This window comes from Bisbaumannia salifodinae (genome assembly GCF_055388505.1).
This window is the reverse complement of sequence record NZ_AP043781.1, coordinates 1,174,491-1,197,346: the sequence shown is the minus strand read 5'-3', so window position 1 is coordinate 1,197,346 and position 22,856 is coordinate 1,174,491. Positions and strand designations below refer to the sequence as shown.

The following is a 22,856-nucleotide window of genomic DNA, read 5'->3' as shown; positions in this document are numbered from 1 at the left end:
TTCTACAAGCCACCCGGCGCGGCGCGTCTCAACCCTGCTTGGACGCCCGGGCCGGTGGCGGGTTCATTTATCAAGATGCGGCCTGCCCGGCACGCATGCAAGGGCCTAATGCAAAAGGCCCCCGCCCATGATTCGGGCGGGGGCCGTCGCACCACTGGTCTCAGGGGCGCGCCGGGGCTATCAGCCCTGGGCCACCAGGGCCAGGGCGGCATTGAGGGTGGCGCTGGGGCGCATCACCGCCTCGGTCCGCTCACCGTTCGGGTGGTAGTAGCCCTGGATATCCACGGCCTGTCCCTGCACCGCGTTGAGCTCCTCGACGATCACCGCCTCCTTGGCATGGAACTCCTCGGCCAGCTTGCCGAACAGCGCCTTGAGCTCGGCGTCCTCGTCCTGGGCGGCCAGGGCCTCGGCCCAGTACATGGCCAGGTAGAAATGGCTGCCGCGGTTATCCAGCTCGCCGACCTTGCGCGACGGCGACTTGTTGCTGTCGAGGAACTTGCCGTTGGCCTCGTCCAGCGCCTTGGCCAGCACCCGGGCGCGGGCGTTGTCGAAGGTCTTGCCCAGGTGCTCCAGGGAAGCGGCCAGGGCCAGGAACTCGCCCAGGGAGTCCCAGCGCAGGTGGTTCTCCTCGAGGAGCTGCTGGACGTGCTTGGGCGCGGAGCCGCCGGCGCCGGTCTCGAACAGGCCACCGCCGTTCATCAGCGGCACGATGGAGAGCATCTTGGCGCTGGTGCCCAGCTCCATGATCGGGAAGAGGTCGGTGAGGTAGTCGCGCAGCACGTTGCCGGTGACGGAGATGGTGTCCTCGCCGCGGCGGATGCGCTCCAGGGAGAACTTCATGGCATCCACCGGGGCCAGGATGCGGATATCCAGGCCGCTGGTGTCATGCTCCTGGAGGTAGGTCTCGACCTTCTTGATCAGCTCGGCGTCGTGGCCACGCTGGGCGTCGAGCCAGAACACCGCCGGGGTCTGGCTGTCGCGGGCGCGGGTCACGGCGAGCTTGACCCAATCCTTGATCGGGGCGTCCTTGGTCTGGCACATGCGCCAGATATCGCCCTTCTCCACGGCGTGCTCGAAGATCACCTCGCCGGCGTCGCTGGTGACGCGCACGGTACCGTCGGCGGGAATCTGGAAGGTCTTGTCGTGGGAGCCGTATTCCTCGGCCTTCTGGGCCATCAGGCCGACGTTGGGCACGCTGCCCATGGTGGTCGGGTCGAAGGCACCATTGACCTTGCAGTCGTCGATGGTGGCCTGATAGATGGTCGCGTAGCAACGATCCGGAATCACCGCCTTGGTGTCGTGCAGGGCATCGTCGGCGCCCCACATCTTGCCGGAGTCGCGGATCATCGCCGGCATGGAGGCGTCGATGATCACGTCGCTGGGCACGTGCAGGTTGGTGATGCCCTTGTGGGAGTTGACCATGGCCAGGCGCGGACGCTCGGCATAGAGGGCCTCGATATCGGCCTTGATCTCGTCCTGCTGGGCGGCGGGCAGCTTGGCGATGGTGGCATAGAGGTCACCGATGCCGTTGTTGGCATCGAAACCGACCTGTTCCAGGGCCTCGGCGTGCTTGTCCAGCACCTCGCGGTAGAAGGTCTTGACCACGATGCCGAACATGATCGGGTCGGAGACCTTCATCATGGTGGCCTTGAGGTGCAGGGAGAAGAGCACGTCACGCGCCTTGGCGTCGGCGACCTGCTCCTCGATAAAGGCGGAGAGGGCCTGGTGGCTCATCACCGCGGCGTCGATCACCTCGCCGGCCAGTACCGGGGTCTTCTCCTTGAGCACCGTGGCGGTGCCGTCCTTGCCGATCAGCTCGATCTTCACCGTGCCGTCGGCGGCCAGGGTGGCGGACTTCTCGCTGCCGTAGAAGTCCCCCTCGCTCATGCAGGCCACGTGGGACTGGGAGTCGGCGCTCCACTCGCCCATGCGGTGCGGGTACTTGCGGGCGTAGTTCTTCACCGACTTGGGGGCGCGGCGGTCGCTGTTGCCCTCGCGCAGCACCGGGTTGACGGCACTGCCCTTGACCCGGTCGTAGCGCGCCTTGATGTCGCGCTCCACGTCGCTGGTGGGCTCGTCCGGGTAGTCGGGCAGCTTGTAGCCCTGGCCCTGCAGCTCGCGGATGGCCGCCTTGAGCTGCGGCACCGAGGCGCTGATATTGGGCAGCTTGATGATATTGGCTTCGGGGGTCTTGGCCAGCTCGCCGAGCTCGACCAGGTGGTCGCCGAGCTGCTGCTCGTCGCTCAGGTAGTCGGGAAACAGGCAGATGATGCGGCCGGCCAGGGAAATGTCCCGGGTCTCCACGCTGATACCGGCGGAGTCGGTGTAGGCATCGATGATCGGCAGCAGGGAATAGGTGGCCAGGGCCGGCGCTTCGTCGGTAAGCGTATAGATAATCTTCGGCGTTTTTGACATGTTGGCGTTGATCTCTCTGGTCACTGCGGTGGCATGAAACTGGATCGGTAGCGCGCGCTGACGATGTCCGCCTCGGGGGCTCTATGCGGCCCGCCCGGCAAGGCGATGAAGCCGGGTCTTTCGGGGAACATCGGCGCCCGGCAGGTTGCTTGTAGCAGGCCCCGACGTGTCGAGGGCGCTCCGGGCGAGCGGCGGCATTATATCAGCGCGCCCGGCTCGGCGCATAAGCAATAAGGGTAAGGCCCTCTCCCCCTGCCATCTCGCCCCGCTTGCCGGTAAGCTTGCCCTTATGAGCACCCTCTATCTCCTCCACAAGCCCTACCGCATGCTTTCCCAGTTCACCGACCGCTCGGCCGGTGCGGGGGAGCGGCGTGCCACCCTGGCCGATGTCATCCAGGTGCCGGGGATCTATCCGGCGGGACGCCTCGACCACGACTCCGAAGGCTTGCTGCTGCTCTCCGATGACGGCGAGCTGATCCACCGCATCAGCCACCCCCGCCACAAGCAGCCCAAGACCTATCGCGTCCAGGTAGAGGGCGTGCCCGACGATGCCGCCCTGGCGGCGCTGCGCCGCGGCGTCACCCTGGGTGACGGCCCCACCCGCCCCGCCAAAGTGCGCCGCCTGGACGCTTCCGGCCTGCCCGAGCGCGACCCGCCTCTGGACCCCAGGCGCCACCCGGTCACCACCTGGCTGGAGCTGACCATCAGCGAGGGGCGCAATCGCCAGGTGCGGCGCATGACCGCCCATGTGGGGCACCCAACCCTGCGCCTGGTGCGCATCGCCATCGGCCCCTGGCGCCTGGACGGCCTGGCCCCCGGCGAGTGGCGCAGCGAGACCCTGCATGCCCCGGCCAAGCCCCAGGCTCGCCCTGCCAAGGGCGCCATGCGCGGTGCCAAGCCGGCGAGCCGCGGCCGCGCCAAGCCGAGGCGTGGCCGATGAGCCGCTGGAGCCCCCGGGTCACCGTGGCCTGCGTGGTGGAGCGCGATGGCCGCTACCTAGTGGTGGAAGAGGAACGCGGCGGCCCTGCCACCCTCTTCAACCAGCCCGCCGGTCATCTGGAGCCGGGCGAAAGCCTGGTCGAGGCGGTGTGTCGCGAGGTGCTCGAGGAGACCGCCTGGCGGGTCACCCCGCTGGCCTACCTGGGGCTCTACTGCTTTCGCACCGCTTCGGGGCTGACCTTCCATAGCCACGGCTTTATCGCCCGAGCCGAGGCCCGCCTCAAGCGCGCCCTCGATAGCGATATCCTCGCCTGTCACTGGCTGACCCTCGACGAGCTGGAGGCCCTGGCCCGCGACGGCCGCCTGCGCAGCCCCCTGGTGCTGCGGCGCATCCGCGACGCCGCGGCGGGGCACCACTACCCGCTGGAGGTGATTCACGAGCCACTCTGAGGTGGCGCCACCCTGTCGAGGCTCACCGGGCTTGCCGCTCACAGGCGAGCCCTCCCGAGCGCCGCCCCGGCCACACGCCCCCGACGATTACCCTGTGCCTCCTCAATGCCTGATCAGCAGGCGATAGAGCGCCGGGATCACCAGCAGCGTCAGCAGGGTGGAGGCCACCAACCCGGAGATGATCGCCCAGGCCATCGGCGGCCACAGCGTCGATTGGGTCAGGGTCAGGGGTACCAGGCCGGCCACGGTGGTGGCCGTGGTGAGCAGCACCGGCCGCGTGCGCCGAGCCACCGCCGAGACCACCGCCTCGCTCACCGACTCCCCCTGGCGCCGGTTGGCGTTCATCAGGTCGATCAGCACGATGGCGTTGTTGACCACGATACCCACCAACGCCACCACGCCGAGGATGGCGGTGAAGCCGAATGGCTGGCCGGTCAGCCACAACCCCGGCACCACGCCGATGATCGCCAGCGGGAGCGTGGCCAGCACGATAAACAGCTGGCGGAAGGAGTTGAACTGGGCCAGCAGGAAGACGATCAGCAACAGGCCACCGAAGGGCAGCGTCTGAAACAGCGCGGTATTGGCATCGCCGGCCGATTCCGCCGCCCCACCGAGGGTGTAGCTGACCCCGGGGGGCAGCTCGAGCGCCGCCAGGCGCGGCATAAGCTCGCCCAGCACCCCATCGTAGGTCCAGCCATCCGCCACCTCGGCCAGCACCGCCGTCATGCGCTGCAGGCCGCGATGCTGGATCACCGCCGGACGCCAGGATGCCTCCAGCGCGGCGATCTCACCGAGCGGCAATGAGCGTCCATCGGCCGCGGTCAGGCGCAACCCTTCGAGCCCCTCGTGGGGGAAGCGTTCACCCTCCGGGGCACGCACCAGCAAGGGGGCCGGGTCTCGCCCGGCACGCCAGGCGCTGACTTCGATCCCGCGGCTGGCACCGGCCAGGGCGCTGGCCACGTCGTGTCTCGAGAGGCCGTACTCGGCAGCGCGGGCATCGTCGGTCTCGACCCGCAGGGTGGCCAGTCCCTCGCCCAGACGATGACGCGCATCGCGAGCCCCCTCGGCCTCGCGCACCACGCCGAGGATACGGCCGGCGGCATCGGCCAGGGCGGTACGATCCTCACCGAACACGCGAATCTCCACCGGCGCCTCCAGCGGCGGCCCCTGCCCCAGCCGGCGCACCACCACTTCGGCCTCAGGCAGCCACTCCGGCGCCACGGCCCTCACCCAGGCCATCAGCGCGGGCAGGTCGTCGGCACCATCGGCCGCGACCACCAGTCGCGCCAGGTGCGACTGGCGCGGCTGCTCGACCAGGTTGTAGTAGAAGCGCGGCCCGCTGAAGCCGACGAAACGGTGCACCGCCTGCACCGCCGGACGGACGGCCAGCTCGGCGGCCAGCACCTCGGCCCGATAGGCGGTGTGATCGAGGTGGGTACCCTCGGGAAAGTTGAGGTCGACGACCAACTGGTTGCGATCGGTGTCGGGGAAGAAGTCGTGATCGAGCAGCGGCAGCATGGCAATGGCGGCCACCAGCAGAGCGCCCGTCCCCGCCAGCACCGCCAGCGGCCAGCGCACGGCCACTCGGCCGATACGCCGGCCTATGGCCTGGAGCCGCTCGCGACGTACCGCCGGCCGGGGCTTGAGGATGCCGGCGGCGAACACCGGGGTGACGAAGACGGCATAGAGGTAGCTCACCGCCAGGGTCAGCATCACCATGAGGGGAATGGCGCGGGTGAAGTCGGCCGTGTTGCCGCTGGACAGCAGCAGCGGCACGAAGGCGGCCAGGGTGGTGCCGGTGGCCGCCAGCAGAGGCGTGGCCAGCTCCCGCACCGAGCGGGTCACGGCCTGCATGGCCGAATGCCCCTGATCGCGGTGGTACTGGATGTTCTCGACCATCACGATAGCGTTATCCACCAGCATGCCCAGCGCGATCACCATGCCGGCCACGGCAATCTGGTGCAGCACGCCGCCCCCCATGGCGTAGAGAGCCAGCGAAGAGAAGGTCACCAGCGGCACGATCACCATCACCGCGAGCCCGAGCCGTAACCCCATGGACAGGAACAGCAGCACGCCCAGAATGGCAACACCCAACAGCAGCGACCGGCCCAGCTCCGCCAGGCGGCGCTCGACCCAGCGCGGTTGATAGAAGGTCTCCTCGATGGCGAGCGGGGCATAGGCCGGACGCAATTCATCCATCAGTGCCTGCAGCCGCGCCCCGAAGCGCACGGCATTGACCCGATCGCTGGAGAGCACCAGCCCCAGCGCCACCGCCGGGCGACCGTCGTGCCACATCCGCGCGGTCGCGGGCTCGATCGGGGCCAGGCTGATATCGGCCAGCTCGCCGAGTGGCACCAGCTCGCCCTGTCGGGTGCGAATCGGGGTGGCGGCGAGCTCGTCCAGGGAGCCGAACTCGGTGAGCGGATCAAGCACCAGGGAGCGTCCCGCCACCGCCAGGGTCCCGCCTGGGGAGGTCAGGTTGCGCACGGCGAGCTGATCGCCGAGCGCCCGGGCATCCAGTCCGGTCATCTCGGCCAGCGTATCGTCCCAGCCGACCACCACCTGCTGCCCCGGGTCGGCGAGCAGGTCGATGCGGGCAACCTCCTTGAGCCGGAACAGGTCGCGGCGCAGGCGCTTGGCCGCCTCGCGCAGCTCGAGCAGATCGTCCGAGCCGGTCACCGCCAGCACGATGCCGTGGGTATCGGAGTCGCGATCGCTGATCTGCGCCTCGCCCACGCCGTCGGGGAACTGGCGTGTGGCGCGGTTCACGGCGATACGCACCTGCTCCCAGGCGGCATCGGTGTCATAGACGTGCTCGTGCATCTCGAGGGTGACGTGGGCCACGCCGAGGCGCGCGGTGCCGATGATGTCGCTGACCTCCTCGACCTGGGCCAGCGCCTCTTCGAGGGGGTTGAGTACCAGCCGCTCGACCTGCTCCGGCTCCGCGCCGGGATAGGGCACCAGTACCTGGCCAAAGCGATAGGGAAAGAACGGATCCTCCTGACGATCCATCGCCACCCAGGCCACCAGGCCTAGCAGGGCCAGCAGCAGCGTCACGGTCAGGGTCAGGCGTTGGTAACGCAGCGAGGCGAGCAGCCAGCTCATGGCAACACCCTCACCCGCATGCCCGCTTCCAGGCGTCCCTGCCCCGCCGTCACCACTCGGTCACCCGGCGCCAGCCCCTCGCCGTTCACCGAGACCCAGCTGCCGGCCAGGCGTCCCGGCGTCACGGGCGTGCGCCGGACCCTGTCGTCTTCGTTCAGCGCCAGCACATAGGGCGTACTGCCGGAGGGATCGACCACCGCCGCCAGCGGCACCCGCCTGACCGGCGGCCCGGCGATCTCGAACTGCACCCGTACCGGCTCGCCCAGCGCCGGGGCGGACTCGGCGGGAAGGGCGATGATGACCGGGGCCAGGGTCTCTCCCGCGCGCCCGACATGGACGACCTCCCCGGCGATGCGCTGGGCGCCGAACGTCGGCGCGACGCTGGCCGCCTGCCCGGGTTCCAGCCGTACGGCAAGATTCGCCGGCACACGGATCGCCACCTCACGCTCGGCCACCCCGGCCAGGTGCAGGATCGGCTGACCGGCCGCGACGAAATCGCCGGGCTCGGCATCGAGGTCGGTCACCTCGGCGGCGAAGGGCGCACGCAGCGTCAGTTCCTCGAGCTGCGCCCGGGCCTCGTCGCGCCGAGCCAGGGCCTGCTCTCGCGCCTGGGCCAGGGCCCCACGCTCCGAGCGCAGCCGGTCCAGGGCCTCTTCGCTACTGAGGTTGCGCTCGCGCAGGGTACGGGCGCGTTCCACATCGCGCCCCAGTCGGCTCAGGCTGGCATCGAGCTCGCGCACCCGCGCCTCGGCCGCGGCGAGTGCCGGCGCCATGGCCGGGTTGTGCAGCATGGCCAGCGGCTCCCCCTCCTCGACCCGCTGGCCGCGCACGACGTGGCGCTCCCGCAGCACGCCGTCATGCAGGAAGGCGGGAGCCGCACGCTCGCGAGCCCGCACTACACCGGGAAAGCGATACCTCACCTCGTCCGGCACCAACCGCACCGCGTCACTGCGCACGCCGGGCAACGGCGCCTCGATTCGCTCGAGTGGTGCCGATGTCGCATCACAGCCCACTAACAGAGCCGCCGCCAGCATCAGCGACACCGCCAGGCTTGCACGCTCCCCCTTCCTCATCGCCCCACCCTCCCTCGATCGGTGTTGATTGGCCCGCCAATAAACTGGCCGACCGGTCAGTTACCGCCGCAAAAAAACGCCTAGTCCCGGGGCGTTACGCCTTCCATAAAGATCTTCAGGAAATCTTCCAGGAAAGCCTCGTCGGACCCCATGCCCGGCCAGCTCTCGTGATGACACTTGGCCTCGAACCACTGGGTGCAGGTCATCACGAAGACCGCGATCACGTGGGTCGGGTTGATATCCTGACGCAGCAGGCCACGCTGCTGGGTCTGGCGAATCCACTCGGCCCCCGCCCCCACCAGTTGATGATCGAGCTCGCCGCAGTGACTGTCCCCCTCCAGATGGGTCCAGGCGAACAGCCGCACCACGCCGGGGTTGTCGCGCAGAAAATGAAAATAGGCTTCCACGGAGTGTCGCAAGAGCAGCGCATCCGGTTCCCCGGCCTCCTCGAACAACGCCATCTGGGCCGTGAAGTAGCGCTCGAAGGCACGATTCTTGACCGCCTCCCACAGCCGCTCCTTGCTGCCGAAGTGGTGATGAATGAGGCTCTTGGTGACTTCGGCTGCACGCGCCAACTCGCTGAGCTTGACGGCAGAGAAGCCCTGCTCGACGAACAGGGCCTCGGCCGCATCGAGAATGCGGGCCCGGGTCAGTTCGGGGTCACGGGTCTGGATTTTCTGGTTCATGCGGCGAAGATAGCCCTAACTGGCCGGCCGGTCAATTATTTGCGCGGACATCACCCGCGGATGAGCCCGACCGCAACATGCGGTATAATCCCCGACCATTTGATTTGCGACCCATTCAACCCGAGAGCGCCCATGACTGCCACCCCTGGCAAGGTCATCGTCGGCATGTCCGGCGGTGTCGATTCATCCGTGTCCGCCCTGCGGCTCCTCGAGCAGGGCTACCAGGTCGAAGGCCTGTTCATGAAGAACTGGGACGAGGACGACGGCACCGAGTACTGCACCGCCAAGGAGGACCTGGCGGATGCCCAGGCCGTGTGCGAGAAGCTCGGCATCAAGCTGCATACCGCCAACTTCGCCGCCGAGTACTGGGACAATGTCTTCGAGCACTTCCTGGCCGAGTACCGGGCCGGACGCACGCCGAACCCGGACATCCTGTGTAACCGGGAAATCAAGTTCAAGGTGTTCCTGGACTATGCCGAGATGCTCGGCGCCGAGAAGATCGCCACCGGCCACTATGTGCGCCAGGGCGAGGCGCTCGGCCGCCTCGACGGCGAGACCCGGCCGCGGCTGCTCAAGGGGCTGGACCCCAACAAGGACCAGAGCTATTTTTTGCACGCCGTGCCGGAGGCCGCCATCGCCCGCACCCTCTTCCCGGTGGGCGAGCTGGAGAAGCCCGAGGTGCGCGCCATTGCCGAGCGCCACGACCTGGTGACCGCCCGCAAGAAGGACTCCACCGGCATCTGCTTTATCGGCGAGCGGCGCTTCCGCGACTTCCTGCAGCAGTACCTGCCGGCCCAGCCGGGACGCATCGAGACCCCCGAAGGAGAGGTCATCGGCGAGCACCTGGGGCTGATGTACTACACCCTGGGCCAGCGTCAGGGACTCGGCATCGGCGGCCTGCCCAACCACTCCGAGGCGCCCTGGTACGTGGCCGCCAAGGACCTGGAACGCAACGTCCTGGTCGCCGTCCAGGGCAAGCACCACCCGCTGCTCTATAGCGACAGCCTGGCCACCGAGGCCATGGACTGGGTGGCCGGCAAGCCCCCGGCGGCCGAGGCGCGGCTCACCGCCAAGACCCGCTATCGCCAGTCCGACGTGCCCTGCGTGATGCATGCTCGAGACGACGGCGGCGTCGAGGTGCACTTCGATGCCCCCCAGCGAGCGGTGACCCCGGGCCAGTCCCTGGTGCTCTATGATGGCGAGATCTGCCTCGGCGGCGGGGTGATCCGCGCGACCTGGAACCGGGCGGAGGCCGCCTCATGAGCCCGACGCCCATCCATCGCTCCGCCGATGATGCCACCACCCGCCAGGCCCTGGCCCTGGCGGGGGTCTTCCAGGCCGCCCGGGTGGTGGACGAGCTGGCCCGCACCGGCCAGGCCGACGAGCGCGCCTGGAACACCCTGCTCCACGCCACCCTGGATACCGACCCGGAGAGCTTCGAGGCGATCTACGGCGGCCATCCCAACCACCTGCGTCAGGGCCTCGAGGTGCTGGAGGCGGTGCTCGGGCGCCGCCAGCAGAACCCGGTGGTACTGCGCTATGGCTTCTCGCTGCTGCTGCTGATGAACAAGCTGCGCAAGAACGACCGGATGATGGCCACCCTCGGCCAGGAACTGCCGCGCATCCAGGGCCAGGCCGAACACTTCGGCGAGCAGCACGAGAACGTGGTGGCCAGCCTCGGCGAGCTCTATCAGCAGACCCTGTCGAACTTCAAGTACCGCATCGTGGTGCAGGGCGACCCGGGGCTGCTGCAGAGCCGCGGCATGCCGGAGCGGGTGCGCGCCGCCCTGCTCACCGGGATTCGCTTCGCCCTGCTCTGGCACCAACAGGGCGGGCGGCGCTGGAAGCTGATCTTCCAGCGCAAGGCCATGCAACGCGCCCTCGACGCCCTGAATTGACCCTTCACCCAGTACGGATCGAACCCATGCAACTCTCTGCCCTTACCGCCCTCTCCCCCGTCGATGGCCGCTATGCCGACAAGGCCGCGGCCCTTCGTGAACACTTCAGCGAGTTCGGCCTGATCCGGGCCCGGGTCACCGTCGAGATTCGCTGGCTGCAGGCCCTGGCCGGCCACTCCCAGATCACCGAGGTGCCGCCGCTTTCCGCCGAGGCGGTGGCCTTCCTGGAGGCCCTGGTGCGCGACTTCTCGGTACAGGACGCCGAGCGCATCAAGGAGATCGAGCGCACCACCAATCACGACGTCAAGGCGGTGGAGTACTTCATCAAGGAGAAGATCGAGGGCCAGCCGGAGCTGCACGCCATCACCGAGTTCGTGCACTTCGCCTGCACCAGCGAGGACATCAACAACCTCTCCCACGCCCTGATGCTCAAGGGCGGCCTGGCCGAGCTGCTGCCGGTGATGCGCCGGGTCGCCGACGAGGTGGCGCGCCTGGCCGAGGCCCACGCCGACCAGCCGATGCTGTCGCGCACCCATGGCCAGACCGCCAGCCCCACCACCCTGGGCAAGGAGATGGCCAACGTCGCCTACCGCCTGCGTCGCCAGCTCACGCAGATCGAAAGCGTCGAACTGCTGGGCAAGATCAACGGCGCCGTGGGCAACTACAACGCCCACCTGGCCACCTACCCGGAGATCGACTGGGAGGCCCACGCCAAGGCCTTCGTGGAAGGGCTGGAGCTGACCTTCAACCCCTACACCACCCAGATCGAGCCCCACGACTATATCGCCGAGCTGTTCGACGCGGTGTGCCGCTTCAATACCATCCTGATCGACTTCGACCGGGACGTCTGGGGCTATATCTCCCTGGGCTACTTCAAGCAGCGCACCGTGGCCGGCGAGATCGGCTCCTCCACCATGCCCCACAAGGTCAACCCCATCGACTTCGAGAACTCCGAAGGCAACCTGGGGCTGGCCAATGCGGTGCTCGGCCACCTGGCCCAGAAGCTGCCGATCTCCCGCTGGCAGCGTGACCTCACCGACTCCACGGTGCTGCGCAACCTGGGCATGGGCCTGGCCTATGGCCTGATCGCCTACCAGGCGACCCTCAAGGGCATCGGCAAGCTGGAAGCCAACCCGGCGCGCCTGGCGGAAGACCTGGATGCCAGCTGGGAGGTGCTCGCCGAGCCGATCCAGACGGTGATGCGCCGCTACGGCATCGAAAAGCCCTACGAGAAACTCAAGGAGCTGACCCGCGGCAAGCGCATCGATCAGGCCGGCTTCGCCGCCTTTATCGATACCCTGGCGCTGCCCGACGCGGTCAAGGCCGAACTCAAGGCCCTGACTCCCGCCGGCTATATCGGCAATGCCGTCGAGCAAGCGCGTAAGCTCTAAGCTGGAAGCTGGAAGCTGGAAGCTGGAAGCTGGAAGCTGGAAGCTGGAAGCCAGCCTGCCGCCTCCGGCCACGGGAGCCAGGGGCGGCTTCCAGCTTCACGCCATGGCCCGGTTGCTCATCCATCCCATTCGAGTCCCAGGATCCTTATGTCGACCGATACGCCACTGCCCATGCTCGGCGGCCTTAGCGCCGCCGACTTCCTGCGCGACTACTGGCAGCAGAAACCGCTGCTGATTCGCGGCGCCTTCCCCGATTTCCAGTGCCCCCTGGAGCCGGACGAGCTGGCCGGCCTGGCCTGCGAGGCCGGGGTAGAGGCACGCCTGGTGGAAGAACGAGGCCCCCAGGGCCCCTGGCAGGTCAGCCACGGCCCCTTCGATGAGCCCACCTTCGCCAGGCTCCCCGAGCGGGACTGGACCCTGCTGGTCCAGGCGGTGGATCACTATGTCCCTCAGGTGGCCGAGCTCCTCGAGTCCTTCGCCTTCCTGCCGCGCTGGCGCCTGGACGACATCATGATCAGCTACGCCCCCCCGGGTGGCAGCGTCGGCCCCCATGTCGACCAGTACGATGTCTTCCTGCTCCAGGGCAGCGGCCAGCGCCGCTGGCAGTTGGGCGGGCGAGTGCCCGACGACGCCCCCATCCTCGATGGCATCGACCTGCGCATCCTCGAGCGCTTCGACGTCACGCCGGGAGAGGACTGGCTTCTCGAGCCGGGCGATATGCTCTATGTCCCACCGGGCTGGGCCCATCATGGGGTCAGCCAGTCCGCGGACTGCATGACCCTCTCGGTGGGCTTCCGGGCGCTCTCCGCCGACGAGGCGGTAACCTCCTTCGCCGACTACCTGGGCGAACAACTACCCGCCTCTCTGCGCTACGGCGATGCCGGCATGGCCCCGCCCGTCGACCCCGGCGAGCTCGACGACGCGGCACTCGAGCGCATACGCCGGCTGATTCTCGAGACCCTGGACGCCCCCGAGCAGCTCGCCCAGTGGTTCGGCCGGGTGATGACCCAGCCCAAGTATGTGGATCAACTGGTGCCCCAGGAGACGCCGCTCGCCGCCGACGACCTTGTCGCCGAGCTACAGGACGGCGCCTGGCTGGAGCGCAGCCTGGGCTCGCGCTTCGCCTGGCGCCGGGAAGCCGACGGCCGGACCACCCTCTTCGTGGACGGCGACGGCCTGGCCTGCGACGCCGACCTGGCCCGCACCCTGGCCTCCCAGGCCCCGCTGGATGCCCGGACCCTGACCTACCCCGGCGCCGCCGCCCTGCTGGTCGAGCTGCTCAATCGCGGCAGCCTCGCCTGGCCCCTGGACGAGGCGGCGCTCGATGACGAGGAGAACGACCATGAGTGATGCCATCACCATTCACCAGGGCGACTGGGAGGAGCTCGGCGACACCGCCGGGCCCATCCGCCACCAGGTCTTCGTGGTGGAACAGAAGGTGCCCGAGGAGGAGGAGTGGGACGGCCGCGACGCCATCAGCCTGCACTTCGTGGCCTATCGAGACGAGGTGGCGGTGGGCGCCGCCCGCCTGCTGCCGGACGCCCATATCGGCCGGGTGGCGGTGCTCGCCGAGGCCCGCGGCCAAGGGGTCGGCCAGCGCCTGGTGGCCGCGGCGGTGGAAGCCGCCCGCACCCAGGGCCACCCCAGCGTGGAGCTCTCCGCTCAGCTGCATGCCCTGCCCTTCTACGAGCAACTGGGCTTCGAAGCCTACGGCGACGACTTCCTCGACGCCGGTATTCCGCATCGCAATATGCGCCTCTCCCTGGTGGACTGAGCGCGGATCGAACTTCCACGCCTTCCCCATCCAAACGGAAAGTCACTACATATCGAGGGCCATCCCCGGCCCTCTTGTAGTCATACTACAACCCCTTCTTCCCCTAAGTGTCCATTGTTGAGCCCAGCATCCATGGGCCATAGTGCTTATCAAGCCAGGAAGAAAACGTTCGTTTGATAATGATCCTGTAGTCAGCTATTAAACATTCGTTTTAAACCGGCACAACCTTCGACCAAGGCAGCAGAGACAAACCCCCGGCGCTGGTCGATCCTGAAAGCACTTCGCAGGTGCAGCATAACTCAACACCTGTGGGTTCCCAGCGAAGGCTCGATACCACTGAGGAAGGAAGGCCCCATGTCATACCAAGACAATATCAAGGCACTGACCCAACTGCGCGAAGCCATGGGTAGCGGCTGGGCGAGCATCAGCCCCGAGAATGCCGCCCGCCTGCGTGCCCAGAACCGTTTCAAGACCGGCCTGGACATCGCCAAGTACACCGCCCAGATCATGCGTGAGGACATGGCCGCCTATGACGCCGACACCTCCCAGTACACCCAGTCCCTGGGCTGCTGGCACGGCTTCATCGGTCAGCAGAAGCTGATCTCCATCAAGAAGCACTTCGGCACCACCAAGCGCCGCTACCTCTACCTCTCCGGCTGGATGGTCGCCGCCCTGCGCTCCGAGTTCGGACCCCTGCCCGATCAGTCCATGCACGAGAAGACCAGCGTGGCGGGGCTGATCGACGAGCTCTACACCTTCCTGCGCCAGGCCGACACCTGGGAGCTCAACCACCTGTTCCGCGCCCTGGAAGAGGCCAAGGCTGCCGGCAATGCCGCCAAGGTGGCCGAGCTCGAGGCCCAGATCGACAATCACGAGACCCATGTGGTGCCGATCATCGCCGATATCGACGCCGGTTTCGGCAACGCCGAGGCCACCTACCTGCTGGCCAAGAAGATGATCGAAGCAGGCGCCTGCTGCATCCAGATCGAGAACCAGGTCTCCGACGAGAAGCAGTGCGGCCACCAGGACGGCAAGGTCACCGTGCCCCACGAGGACTTCCTGGCCAAGATCAATGCCGTGCGCTACGCCTTCCTGGAACTGGGCGTGGACGATGGCGTCATCGTCGCCCGCACCGACTCCCTGGGCGCCGGCCTGACCCAGAAGATCGCCGTGACCAAGGAGCCCGGCGACCTGGGCGACCAGTACAACGCCTTCCTGGACGGCGACGAGATCGAGAGCGCCGCCGATATCGACAACGGCGACGTGGTCATCAAGCAGAACGGCAAGCTGGTCAAGGTCAAGCGCCTGGCCTCCGGGCTCTACCAGTTCAAGCCGGGCACCGGCGAGGACCGGGTGGTACTGGACTGCATCACTAGCCTGCAGAACGGCGCCGACCTGCTGTGGATCGAGACCGAGAAGCCCCACGTCGGCCAGATCGCCGGCATGGTGAACCGCATCCGCGAGGTCTGCCCGGACGCCAAGCTGGTCTACAACAACTCACCCTCCTTCAACTGGACCCTCAACTTCCGTCAGCAGGTGTTCGATGCCTGGGAGGCCGAAGGCAAGGACGTCAGCGCCTACGACCGCGCCAACCTGATGAGCGCCGAGTACGACGCCACCGAACTGGGCCGCCTGGCCGACGAGTGGACCCAGAACTTCCAGCGCGATGCGGCGCGGGAGGCGGGGATCTTCCACCACCTGATCACCCTGCCCACCTACCACACCGCGGCCCTGTCCACCGACAACCTGGCCAAGGGCTACTTCGGCGACGAGGGCATGCTGGCCTATGTGGCGGGCGTCCAGCGCCGCGAGATCCGCGAGGGCATCGCCACGGTCAAGCATCAGGACATGGCCGGCTCGAATATCGGCGACGACCACAAGGAGTTCTTCCACGGCGATGCAGCCCTCAAGGCCGGTGGCAAGGACAACACCATGAATCAGTTCTGATCATGGCACTACGGTGAAACTGGATTTTGGGGAGGCGATCGCCTCCCCTTTTTTATCTCTTTTCCCCCTCCCCCTAAACTCCCTCTTCCTTGCCTCCTTATTAACCTACTGGCTTCGCTATTAATGGTGTCGATAACATGGTCCTTCCCGACCCCCGACATTATATCGACGCGATACCGACGCCATCTCACCAGACTCTTCTCTTCTGCCCGGGCCCCTCCTTATCGAGGCATCGCGCACCATGGTGTCACTTCCCTCCAGTCCCTGACTTCAACCAATAAGCGAGAAGCGGGTTTGATGGAGTCGTGCATAAGACCTCAACGCACAGTCGACGACGTCTTGCTTCAGGCGTCAAAGAAGAGCCAAGGATAACCTTAGCGGCCAAGGAAGGAGAGGATACAATGACCGACGGATAGGGAGTGCCCGGGTGAACAGGCACAAAAAACCACCCTCGCCGGATGGCAAGGGTGGTGGGGGCGGGGCAGCGAGGGGGCTATTCCTCGTCGACGGCGGCCGCGCGGGCCTCTCCGGCATGAACTTCTTCCCACGCCTCATCGAGGGTGTAGCCCATACGAGTATCGATGGTATCGATCACCTCCAGGGCATCCTGCAAAGAATCATGTTTACCCTTCAGGGCAATCACCAGCCTGGCCAGGTCCTTCTTGCTGAAGCTGCTGGCGATAAGGTCGGCTTGTTGGCTCAGTTCGGTGCAGTTCATATGTCATTCCTCATGTAAGGTCATCACTGCCCAGGGAGGTCCGCCTTGGGCAGCCATCTTCGATGGCGATCGGGTGCCTTAGCTACTTTTGCCGGGCCGGGTAAGCGCCCGGTACTGCAACTGCGATGGGTCACAAGCGTTGAAAGACCTTCGCCTCTGGCGCCCGGATCAAAGGAAAAAGGCGCCTCGGTCGTAGCTGGGATCAGGCCAGTGAATCGGGGTAACAATCCCCTGCCCTGAACCGTGATTTCACTATGGTGCAGTGCAAGAAATCCCTCAATGCGCCATTGGCCGCAGCGCCGGTTGTAGCCGGACTACATCGACACCAACCAGTGAGGTGGAAGGTAATTTACTTACGGGAGAGGAAGAGAATAGAGAGGAAGAGGTCATTCTGTTAGTGCGGCAAGGCCTGAAAGGCGACCGGGATTTGACGCCAACTGCGCACAATGTACAACCCCACCTACGACCAATGTCCGATGACTTCCACATTCCTAGGGCGATTTCGGGCTAGAATGGTCGGCACATGGCCGGCTGACGCTGGTCAAAACTCCATAGCTTGGATAGACTCGAATTAACAAACAGCGTTTTCTAACCTGATAGCCCCGCCGCGGGCCACCACGGGCTCCGACCCAGAGTGAGCGGCTCAGCAGTACAACCCAGGAGGTTTTCCATGAAACGTCTTCTTCCCATTCTTGCCATCGGTGCCCTGACCCTGGCCGGCTGTGCCAACACCGCCCCCTATGGCGGTAATGTCTACCGGGGCAACCAGGCCCAGACCGCCCAGAGCGTCACCTTCGGCACCATCACCGCCTTGCGCCAGGTGCAGATCCAGGCCGATAGCCCCAGCGGCAACCTGGTCGGCACCGTGGGCGGCGGCGTGATCGGCGGCATGCTGGGGCATCAGGTGGGGGGCGGCTCCGGCCGTCAACTGGCCACTGCCGCCGGCGCCATCGGTGGTGCCATGGCCGGCTCACGCATCGAGGATTCCGTCAACCGTACCGCCGGCTGGGAGATCGAGGTGCGCAAGGACAACGGCCAGAGCGTCGTGGTGGTCCAGAAGGCCGACCAGGCCTTCCAGGTAGGCCAGCGGGTACGCCTGATCGGTAGCGGCGCCAGCATGAGCGTGGCGCCCTACTAAGCTAAGCCACATGCCCACACCATAACGAAAAGCCCGCAGCCAAGGCTGCGGGCTTTTGCGTATTTCATGGTGCGGCGTCTCGGGATAAGAGCTGCCCCGGGGCTTCGACCTTAGTGCAGCTTGGCCTTGCTCATGGCCCAGCACACCAGCTTGCCGCCGAGCCAGACCACCAGGCCGATCACGATCAGGACCAGTAGCATATCCACGGGGCGTACGATAAAGGTGGCCCCCAGCACCGCCAGGGCCGGGCTCCACACCCAACGCTCATCGGTGCCGGTGCGCAGCACCTCGGGCATTTTCTGCTCGAAGAAGCGGCCGAGGCCATGCTCCCAGCGCTTGAGGCTCAGCAACAGGATAAGGGCAAAGCTGATCAGCCAGATCAGGGTCAGCGTCATGGTCGCTCTCCGCGAGTCATCGGTCGATGTGTGATAGGGGGAAAAGTGGTGAAGCTAGGGTAGCCCCGCCATCCGGGCCACGCAACCGCCCCGGGGCGGCTTGAATCAACGTCATGCCATGGGCCGGGAAGCTGAAAAAAATCCCTATCCCCCTGACAGCCCCCGACTCGCCACGTTACCATTGTCAGGACATGCACTCATCGAAAGGTTCCTCAATGCAAATCGCACAAAATGCCGTGGTCGCGTTCCACTACACCCTGACCAACGACGCGGGTGAAGTGCTGGACAGCTCGGAAGGCCGCGACCCGCTGACCTATCTCCACGGCGCCGGGAACATCATCCCCGGGCTGGAGAAGGAGCTGGAGGGACGCGAAGCCGGTGAAAAGCTGCAGGTTACCGTGGCCCCCGCCGAAGGCTATGGCGAAATCCAGCCGGCGCTGGTGCAGGAAGTGCCCCGCGACGCCTTCCAGGGCGTCGAGGAAGTGCAGCCGGGGATGCAGTTCCAGGCCCAGACCCAGGGCGGTCCGCTGATGGTCACCGTGACCCAGGTGGAAGGCGACACCGTGACCGTGGATGGCAACCATCCGCTGGCCGGCCAGACCCTGAACTTCGACGTCGAGATCGCCTCCGTGCGTGAGGCCAGCGACGAAGAAGCCGAGCACGGCCATGTGCACGGCGAGGGTGGCGTCGAGCACTAAGCGCGACGCGCCAGACGCATCGAGAAGGGGCAGCCATTGGCTGCCCCTTTTTCGTGCCCCGTCAGCCCCGGGAGGGCTGCCTGGGTGGCATGGGCGCCCCACGACCACGCCGCCGCCAGGCGAAGTAGCGCCGCAACCCGCCCAGCAGGCGCTCGGGCTTGTGGGCATTCTTCCATACCCCGGCGCTGGCCTTGGCCGCCTCGGAGAAGGTGGGGTAAGGATGGATGGTCCCCAGCAGCTTGTTGAGGCCGATGCCCTGGGTCATGGCCAGGGTAAACTCGCCGAGCAGCTCCCCCGCCCCATGGCCGACGATGCTGGCGCCGAGGATGCGGTCCTTGCCCGGCACCGTCAGCACCTTGATAAAGCCCCGGGTCTGCCCATCGGCGATGGCGCGATCCAGCTCGCTGAAGTCATAGCGAGTCACTTCATGGTCGATGCCCTCGCGTCGCGCCTGACGCTCGTTCAACCCCACCCGCGCCACCTCCGGGTCGCAGAAGGTCACCGCCGGCAGGCTGCGGTAACTGACCCGGAAGCGCTTCACCTCGCCGAACAGGGCATTCACCGTGGCGTGCCAGGCCTGGTGGGCACCGGCATGGGTCAGCTGATAGGGCCCCGCCACATCGCCGCAGGCCCATACATTGGGCAGCAGGCTGCGCAGGGTCTCGTCCACCGCCAGGGTGCCATCGGGGCGGGTCTCGATGCCCAGTGCCTCCAGCCCCAGGCCGTCGACCCGCGCCTCGCGGCCCGCCGCCACCAGCAGGCGATCGAAGACCAGCCGCTGCCGCTCGGGGCCCTGGTCGCCGTCCCGCTCGATGACCAGCACCTGGCCCGCATCGCCGTGGCTGGGACCGGCCTCGATGGCCACCGCCCGCCAGCCCAGGTGGAGCGACACCCCCTCCTCGCGAAGCTGCCCGGCCAGCACCTCGGCGACATCGGCGTCCTCCCGGGGCAGCAGTTGGGACCGGCGCTGCACCAGGCTGACGCGGCTGCCCAGGCGCGCGAAGCTCTGGCCCAGCTCACAGCCGATGGGGCCGCCGCCCAGCACCACCAGGCGCTCGGGGAGCGACTCGAGTTGCCAGAGGTTCTCGGAGGTCAGCGGTTCGATGGTTTCCAGGCCCGGTAGCGCCGGCAGCCGGGGCCGGGCCCCGCTGGCGATGATCACATGCCGCGTCGTCAGGGTGCGCTGGCCGACGCTGACCTCCCAGGGCGTCGTCAGCCGCGCCTCGCCCGCGATCACCTCGACGCCCAGTCCCCGGTAGCGTTCGGGGCTATCGTGGGGCGCCACCTGGCGAATGGCGTCATGCACATGGGCCATCACCGCCGGGAAATCGACCCGCGGCTCGCCGGCGTGAATGCCGAAGCGCGGCGCCTGGCGCACCTCCTGGGCCAGGCGAGCGGCGCGAATCAGCGCCTTGGAGGGCACGCAGCCGGTGTTGAGGCAGTCGCCGCCCATCGTGTCCCGCTCCACCAGGGCCACCCGGGCCTTGAGCGCCGCGGCGATATAGCTGGCCACCAGGCCCGCCGAGCCGGCGCCGATCACCACGATGTCATAATCGAAACCCTGCGGCTTGGCGTAGCGGGCCGCCAGGCGGCGGCGCTTGATCAGGGCCACCAGGCCCCGGGCCAGCCAGGGGAAGAGGCCGATCAGCACGAAGGAGGCGATCAGGCTCGGCGAGAGGATGCCCGAGAGCGACTCCAACTGCCCCAGCTCACGGCCGGCATTCACATAGACCAGGGTGCCCGGCAGCATGCCCAGTTGGCTGACCCAGTAGAAGGTGCGCACGGGCAGGCGGGTCAGCCCCATCACCAGGTTGATGACGAAGAAGGGAAAGAGCGGAATCAGGCGCAGGGTAAAGAGGTAGAAGGCCCCCTCGCGACGAATACCGGCATTGATGCGCTCCAGCTGCCCAGCGAAGCGCCGCTCCAGGGGCGCCTGGGCGAGGGTCCGGGCGATCAGGAAGGCCAGGGTCGCGCCCAGGCTGCTGGCGAAGGAGACGATCACCAGCCCCCAGCCGAGCCCGAACAGCGCCCCGCTCAGCAGCGTCATCAGCGTCGCCCCGGGCAGCGAGAATGCCGCCATCAGCACGTAGAGGACGAAGAAACCGCCCCCCACCCGCCAGGGCTCCTCGGCGAACCAGGCCTGGAAATCGGCCTGCTCGGCCTGAAGGTTCGCCAGGGTCAGGAACTCGTGGGCACCACTGAGGAAGAAGGTCGCCACGGCGATGGCCACCAGGGTAAGCAGGAAAAGACGACGCCGCTGCATCACGAGAGTCTCCAAGACGGGAAAGAGGGACCAGGCAAGCTTGCCTGCACTTGTGCCTTGAGTCACCCGGCACGGCCTTTCCTTACAGCCGTGGCGGGGAACCCTTGGCGGCACGACGGGTCTCCTAGACACCCCCCAGCGACGAGGATTCCCCATGCGCCCCCTCTCTGCACTCCTGTTGACTCCCCTGCTCCTCCTCGGCGCTTTCGCCCAGGCCCAGGAGCCGGCCCGGGCGGTCTTCGCCGGGGGCTGCTTCTGGTGCGTCGAGGAGGCCTATGACAAGGTCGAAGGCGTGCTGTCGACGACATCCGGCTTCAGCGGCGGCCAGGTGGAGGCCCCCAGCTACCAGCGGGTGGTGGCCGGCGGCACCGGCCATGCCGAAGTGGTGGAGGTAACCTATGACCCCGACGTGGTCGACTACCAGGACCTGCTGCATGTGTTCTGGCGCAATATCGACCCCTTCGCGGTGGATCGCCAGTTCTGCGATGCCGGCGACTCCTACCGCAGCGCCCTCTTCCCGATGGATGCCGAGCAGCGCGCCCTGGCCGAAGCCAGCCTGGCCGCCGTGGAGGAGCGCTTCGGTCGCGAGGTCGCCACCGAGATCAGCGACTTCGAGGCCTTCTACCCCGCCGAGACCTATCACCAGGATTACTACCAGAAGAACCCGCTGCGCTACCGCTTCTACAAGTCCGCCTGTGGTCGCGATGACCGCCTGACGGAGGTCTGGGGCAACGAGGCCGGCGGCCTGCCGCTACCCTGAACCGCCCGGGCAGCGGCTGACTGCCAACGCCCCAGGGCGAGGGCAATGCCCAGGGGCACCAGCAGCAGGGCCAGCGAGGCCGCCACCACCCCGGGCCACTGCCAGAGCCGCCAGAAGGGCTCCAGATACAGGGTGCCCAGGCTGGCCCCCAGGTAATAGCAGACCAGGTAGAGCGCCGAGGCGCTGCCCCGCGCGCCCTGGGCATGCAGCCCCACCCAGGCCGAGGCGGTGGCATGGGCCAGGAAGAAGCCGAAGGCATTGAGGGTCAGGGCGGCGAGAATCCCCGCCAGGGAATCGCTCAGGGTCCCCAGGCTGCCCAGCATCAGCAGGCCGATGCCCAATGCCATCACCCGGGGCTGGGCGAAGCGCTGCGTTATTCGCCCCGATAGCGAGGCGCCCAGGGTCCCGCCCAGGTAGGTCAGGAACAGCAACCCCAGCCAGCGCGACGTGAGCCCGTGGGGCGCCTCGCTCAGGCGAAACGTCAGATAGCTGTACTGGTTGATGAAGACCAGGAAGCTGAGCCCGCCGAGCAGGTAGGCCCCCAGCAGCGGTGGATGGCGTAGCTGGGCGGCCAACCCGGCGGCGATGGCCCGGGGCGCCAGGGGAGCGGGCCGGAAATGCCGCGCGCGGGGCAATAGCCACCAGAACAGCGCCACCCCGACCAGGCTGAGAGCGCCGATCAGCAGGAAGGCGGCCTCCACGCCCCACCACTCTCCCGCGGCACCGCCCAGCAGCCGCCCACCGATCCCCCCCAGGGTATTGGCGCCGATATAGAGCCCCACCGCCGCACTCAGCGCCCGGGGCTCGAACTCGTCGCCCATCCAGGCGATGGCCACCGCCGGCAACCCACCCAGCACCAGGCCCTGGAGCACCCGCAGCAGCAGCAGTCCCTCGAAGCCAGGCACCAGCGCCAGGCCCAGGGTGGCCAGGGCGCCGAGCAGCAGCGTCAGGCGCATGATGGCACCCCGCCCCAGAGCGTCGGAGAGCGGACCGAAGCCGAGCAGCGCCAGGGCCACCGCCAGGGTCGCCGCGGACATCACCAGCCCCGCGGCCAGGGTCGAGACGCCATGCAGCTCGCGCAGTGCCGGCAGCAGCGGCTGGGGCGCATAGAGATTGACGAAGACGATGATGGAACCCAGGCAGAGGGCCAGGGTGGCGCGCCACCAGGCGCGGCTGTGCAGTGGAATCATGACGGGCTCCGACTTG

General features: G+C 67.3%; 19 protein-coding genes. 11 read left to right on the top strand and 8 right to left on the bottom strand.

Annotated features, from left to right (window positions below; all coding sequences use genetic code 11):
• Window positions 1-180: 180 nt before the first annotated feature.
• Window positions 181-2,415: an NADP-dependent isocitrate dehydrogenase gene (locus tag ACZ5EF_RS05465; RefSeq protein WP_346061993.1), complete on the bottom strand. Its 2,235-nt coding sequence runs from the start codon at window positions 2,413-2,415 to the stop codon at window positions 181-183.
• 289 nt (window positions 2,416-2,704) lie between these two features.
• Between ACZ5EF_RS05465 and ACZ5EF_RS05460 the strand changes: the two genes are divergently transcribed.
• Window positions 2,705-3,355: a pseudouridine synthase gene (locus ACZ5EF_RS05460; RefSeq protein WP_346061994.1), complete on the top strand. Its 651-nt coding sequence runs from the start codon at window positions 2,705-2,707 to the stop codon at window positions 3,353-3,355.
• Window positions 3,352-3,804 (top strand): NUDIX hydrolase, encoded by a 453-nt coding sequence (locus ACZ5EF_RS05455; protein ID WP_346061995.1) that lies wholly within the window; start codon window positions 3,352-3,354, stop codon window positions 3,802-3,804. Before ACZ5EF_RS05460 ends, ACZ5EF_RS05455 begins: the two co-directional genes overlap by 4 nt.
• 102 nt (window positions 3,805-3,906) lie before the next feature.
• Here ACZ5EF_RS05455 and ACZ5EF_RS05450 read toward each other — a convergent pair whose 3' ends face one another.
• From ACZ5EF_RS05450 to ACZ5EF_RS05440, 3 genes are all read right to left on the bottom strand, one after another.
• Complete coding sequence (locus ACZ5EF_RS05450) at window positions 3,907-6,909, bottom strand: efflux RND transporter permease subunit (protein WP_346061996.1); 3,003 nt, start codon at window positions 6,907-6,909, stop codon at window positions 3,907-3,909.
• Window positions 6,906-7,982, bottom strand: coding sequence for an efflux RND transporter periplasmic adaptor subunit (locus ACZ5EF_RS05445; protein WP_346061997.1), 1,077 nt, complete (start codon window positions 7,980-7,982; stop codon window positions 6,906-6,908). Before ACZ5EF_RS05445 ends, ACZ5EF_RS05450 begins: the two co-directional genes overlap by 4 nt.
• Window positions 7,983-8,062: 80 nt before the next feature.
• Window positions 8,063-8,668 (bottom strand): TetR/AcrR family transcriptional regulator, encoded by a 606-nt coding sequence (locus ACZ5EF_RS05440; RefSeq protein ID WP_346061998.1) that lies wholly within the window; start codon window positions 8,666-8,668, stop codon window positions 8,063-8,065.
• Between the two features lie 132 nt (window positions 8,669-8,800).
• Here ACZ5EF_RS05440 and mnmA point away from each other — a divergent pair, with 132 nt between their 5' ends.
• The 6 genes from mnmA to ACZ5EF_RS05410 all read left to right on the top strand — a co-directional run bounded on the left by mnmA (window position 8,801) and on the right by ACZ5EF_RS05410 (window position 15,678).
• Window positions 8,801-9,931 (top strand): tRNA 2-thiouridine(34) synthase MnmA, encoded by a 1,131-nt coding sequence (gene mnmA, locus ACZ5EF_RS05435; RefSeq protein ID WP_346061999.1) that lies wholly within the window; start codon window positions 8,801-8,803, stop codon window positions 9,929-9,931.
• Window positions 9,928-10,566, top strand: coding sequence for a high frequency lysogenization protein HflD (gene hflD / locus ACZ5EF_RS05430; RefSeq protein WP_346062000.1), 639 nt, complete (start codon window positions 9,928-9,930; stop codon window positions 10,564-10,566). The genes mnmA and hflD overlap by 4 nt, the downstream gene beginning before the upstream one ends.
• Before the next feature lie 26 nt (window positions 10,567-10,592).
• A complete protein-coding gene (purB, locus tag ACZ5EF_RS05425; RefSeq protein ID WP_346062001.1) occupies window positions 10,593-11,957 on the top strand; it encodes an adenylosuccinate lyase in 1,365 nt (454 codons plus the stop codon).
• A 147-nt stretch (window positions 11,958-12,104) separates the two neighbouring features.
• Complete coding sequence (locus ACZ5EF_RS05420; protein ID WP_346062002.1) at window positions 12,105-13,307, top strand: cupin domain-containing protein; 1,203 nt, start codon at window positions 12,105-12,107, stop codon at window positions 13,305-13,307.
• Window positions 13,300-13,731, top strand: a complete 432-nt coding sequence (locus ACZ5EF_RS05415) for a GNAT family N-acetyltransferase (RefSeq protein ID WP_346062003.1) — start codon at window positions 13,300-13,302, stop codon at window positions 13,729-13,731. The genes ACZ5EF_RS05420 and ACZ5EF_RS05415 overlap by 8 nt, the downstream gene beginning before the upstream one ends.
• 354 nt (window positions 13,732-14,085) lie before the next feature.
• Complete coding sequence (locus tag ACZ5EF_RS05410) at window positions 14,086-15,678, top strand: isocitrate lyase (RefSeq protein WP_346062004.1); 1,593 nt, start codon at window positions 14,086-14,088, stop codon at window positions 15,676-15,678.
• 493 nt (window positions 15,679-16,171) lie between these two features.
• Here ACZ5EF_RS05410 and ACZ5EF_RS05405 read toward each other — a convergent pair whose 3' ends face one another.
• Entirely contained in the window at window positions 16,172-16,396 is a 225-nt protein-coding gene (locus tag ACZ5EF_RS05405) for a hypothetical protein (RefSeq protein ID WP_346062005.1), read from the bottom strand.
• Window positions 16,397-17,066: 670 nt separating this feature from the next.
• Between ACZ5EF_RS05405 and ACZ5EF_RS05400 the strand changes: the two genes are divergently transcribed.
• The gene (locus ACZ5EF_RS05400) at window positions 17,067-17,534 is read left to right on the top strand and encodes an outer membrane lipoprotein (RefSeq protein WP_346062006.1); all 468 of its coding nucleotides are present in this window, start codon (window positions 17,067-17,069) and stop codon (window positions 17,532-17,534) included.
• A gap of 110 nt (window positions 17,535-17,644) precedes the next feature.
• Here ACZ5EF_RS05400 and ACZ5EF_RS05395 read toward each other — a convergent pair whose 3' ends face one another.
• Window positions 17,645-17,929 (bottom strand): hypothetical protein, encoded by a 285-nt coding sequence (locus ACZ5EF_RS05395; protein ID WP_346062007.1) that lies wholly within the window; start codon window positions 17,927-17,929, stop codon window positions 17,645-17,647.
• Between the two features lie 215 nt (window positions 17,930-18,144).
• Here ACZ5EF_RS05395 and ACZ5EF_RS05390 point away from each other — a divergent pair, with 215 nt between their 5' ends.
• Complete coding sequence (locus tag ACZ5EF_RS05390; RefSeq protein ID WP_346062008.1) at window positions 18,145-18,627, top strand: FKBP-type peptidyl-prolyl cis-trans isomerase; 483 nt, start codon at window positions 18,145-18,147, stop codon at window positions 18,625-18,627.
• 61 nt (window positions 18,628-18,688) lie between these two features.
• Here ACZ5EF_RS05390 and ACZ5EF_RS05385 read toward each other — a convergent pair whose 3' ends face one another.
• On the bottom strand, window positions 18,689-20,890 hold the full coding sequence (locus ACZ5EF_RS05385) for an FAD-dependent oxidoreductase (protein WP_346062009.1): 2,202 nt from the start codon (window positions 20,888-20,890) through the stop codon (window positions 18,689-18,691).
• 154 nt (window positions 20,891-21,044) lie between these two features.
• Between ACZ5EF_RS05385 and msrA the strand changes: the two genes are divergently transcribed.
• Entirely contained in the window at window positions 21,045-21,650 is a 606-nt protein-coding gene (gene msrA, locus ACZ5EF_RS05380; protein ID WP_346062010.1) for a peptide-methionine (S)-S-oxide reductase MsrA, read from the top strand.
• Here msrA and ACZ5EF_RS05375 read toward each other — a convergent pair.
• The gene (locus ACZ5EF_RS05375; RefSeq protein ID WP_346062011.1) at window positions 21,572-22,840 is read right to left on the bottom strand and encodes an MFS transporter; all 1,269 of its coding nucleotides are present in this window, start codon (window positions 22,838-22,840) and stop codon (window positions 21,572-21,574) included. The genes msrA and ACZ5EF_RS05375 overlap by 79 nt on opposite strands.
• Between the last annotated feature and the right edge of the window lie 16 nt (window positions 22,841-22,856).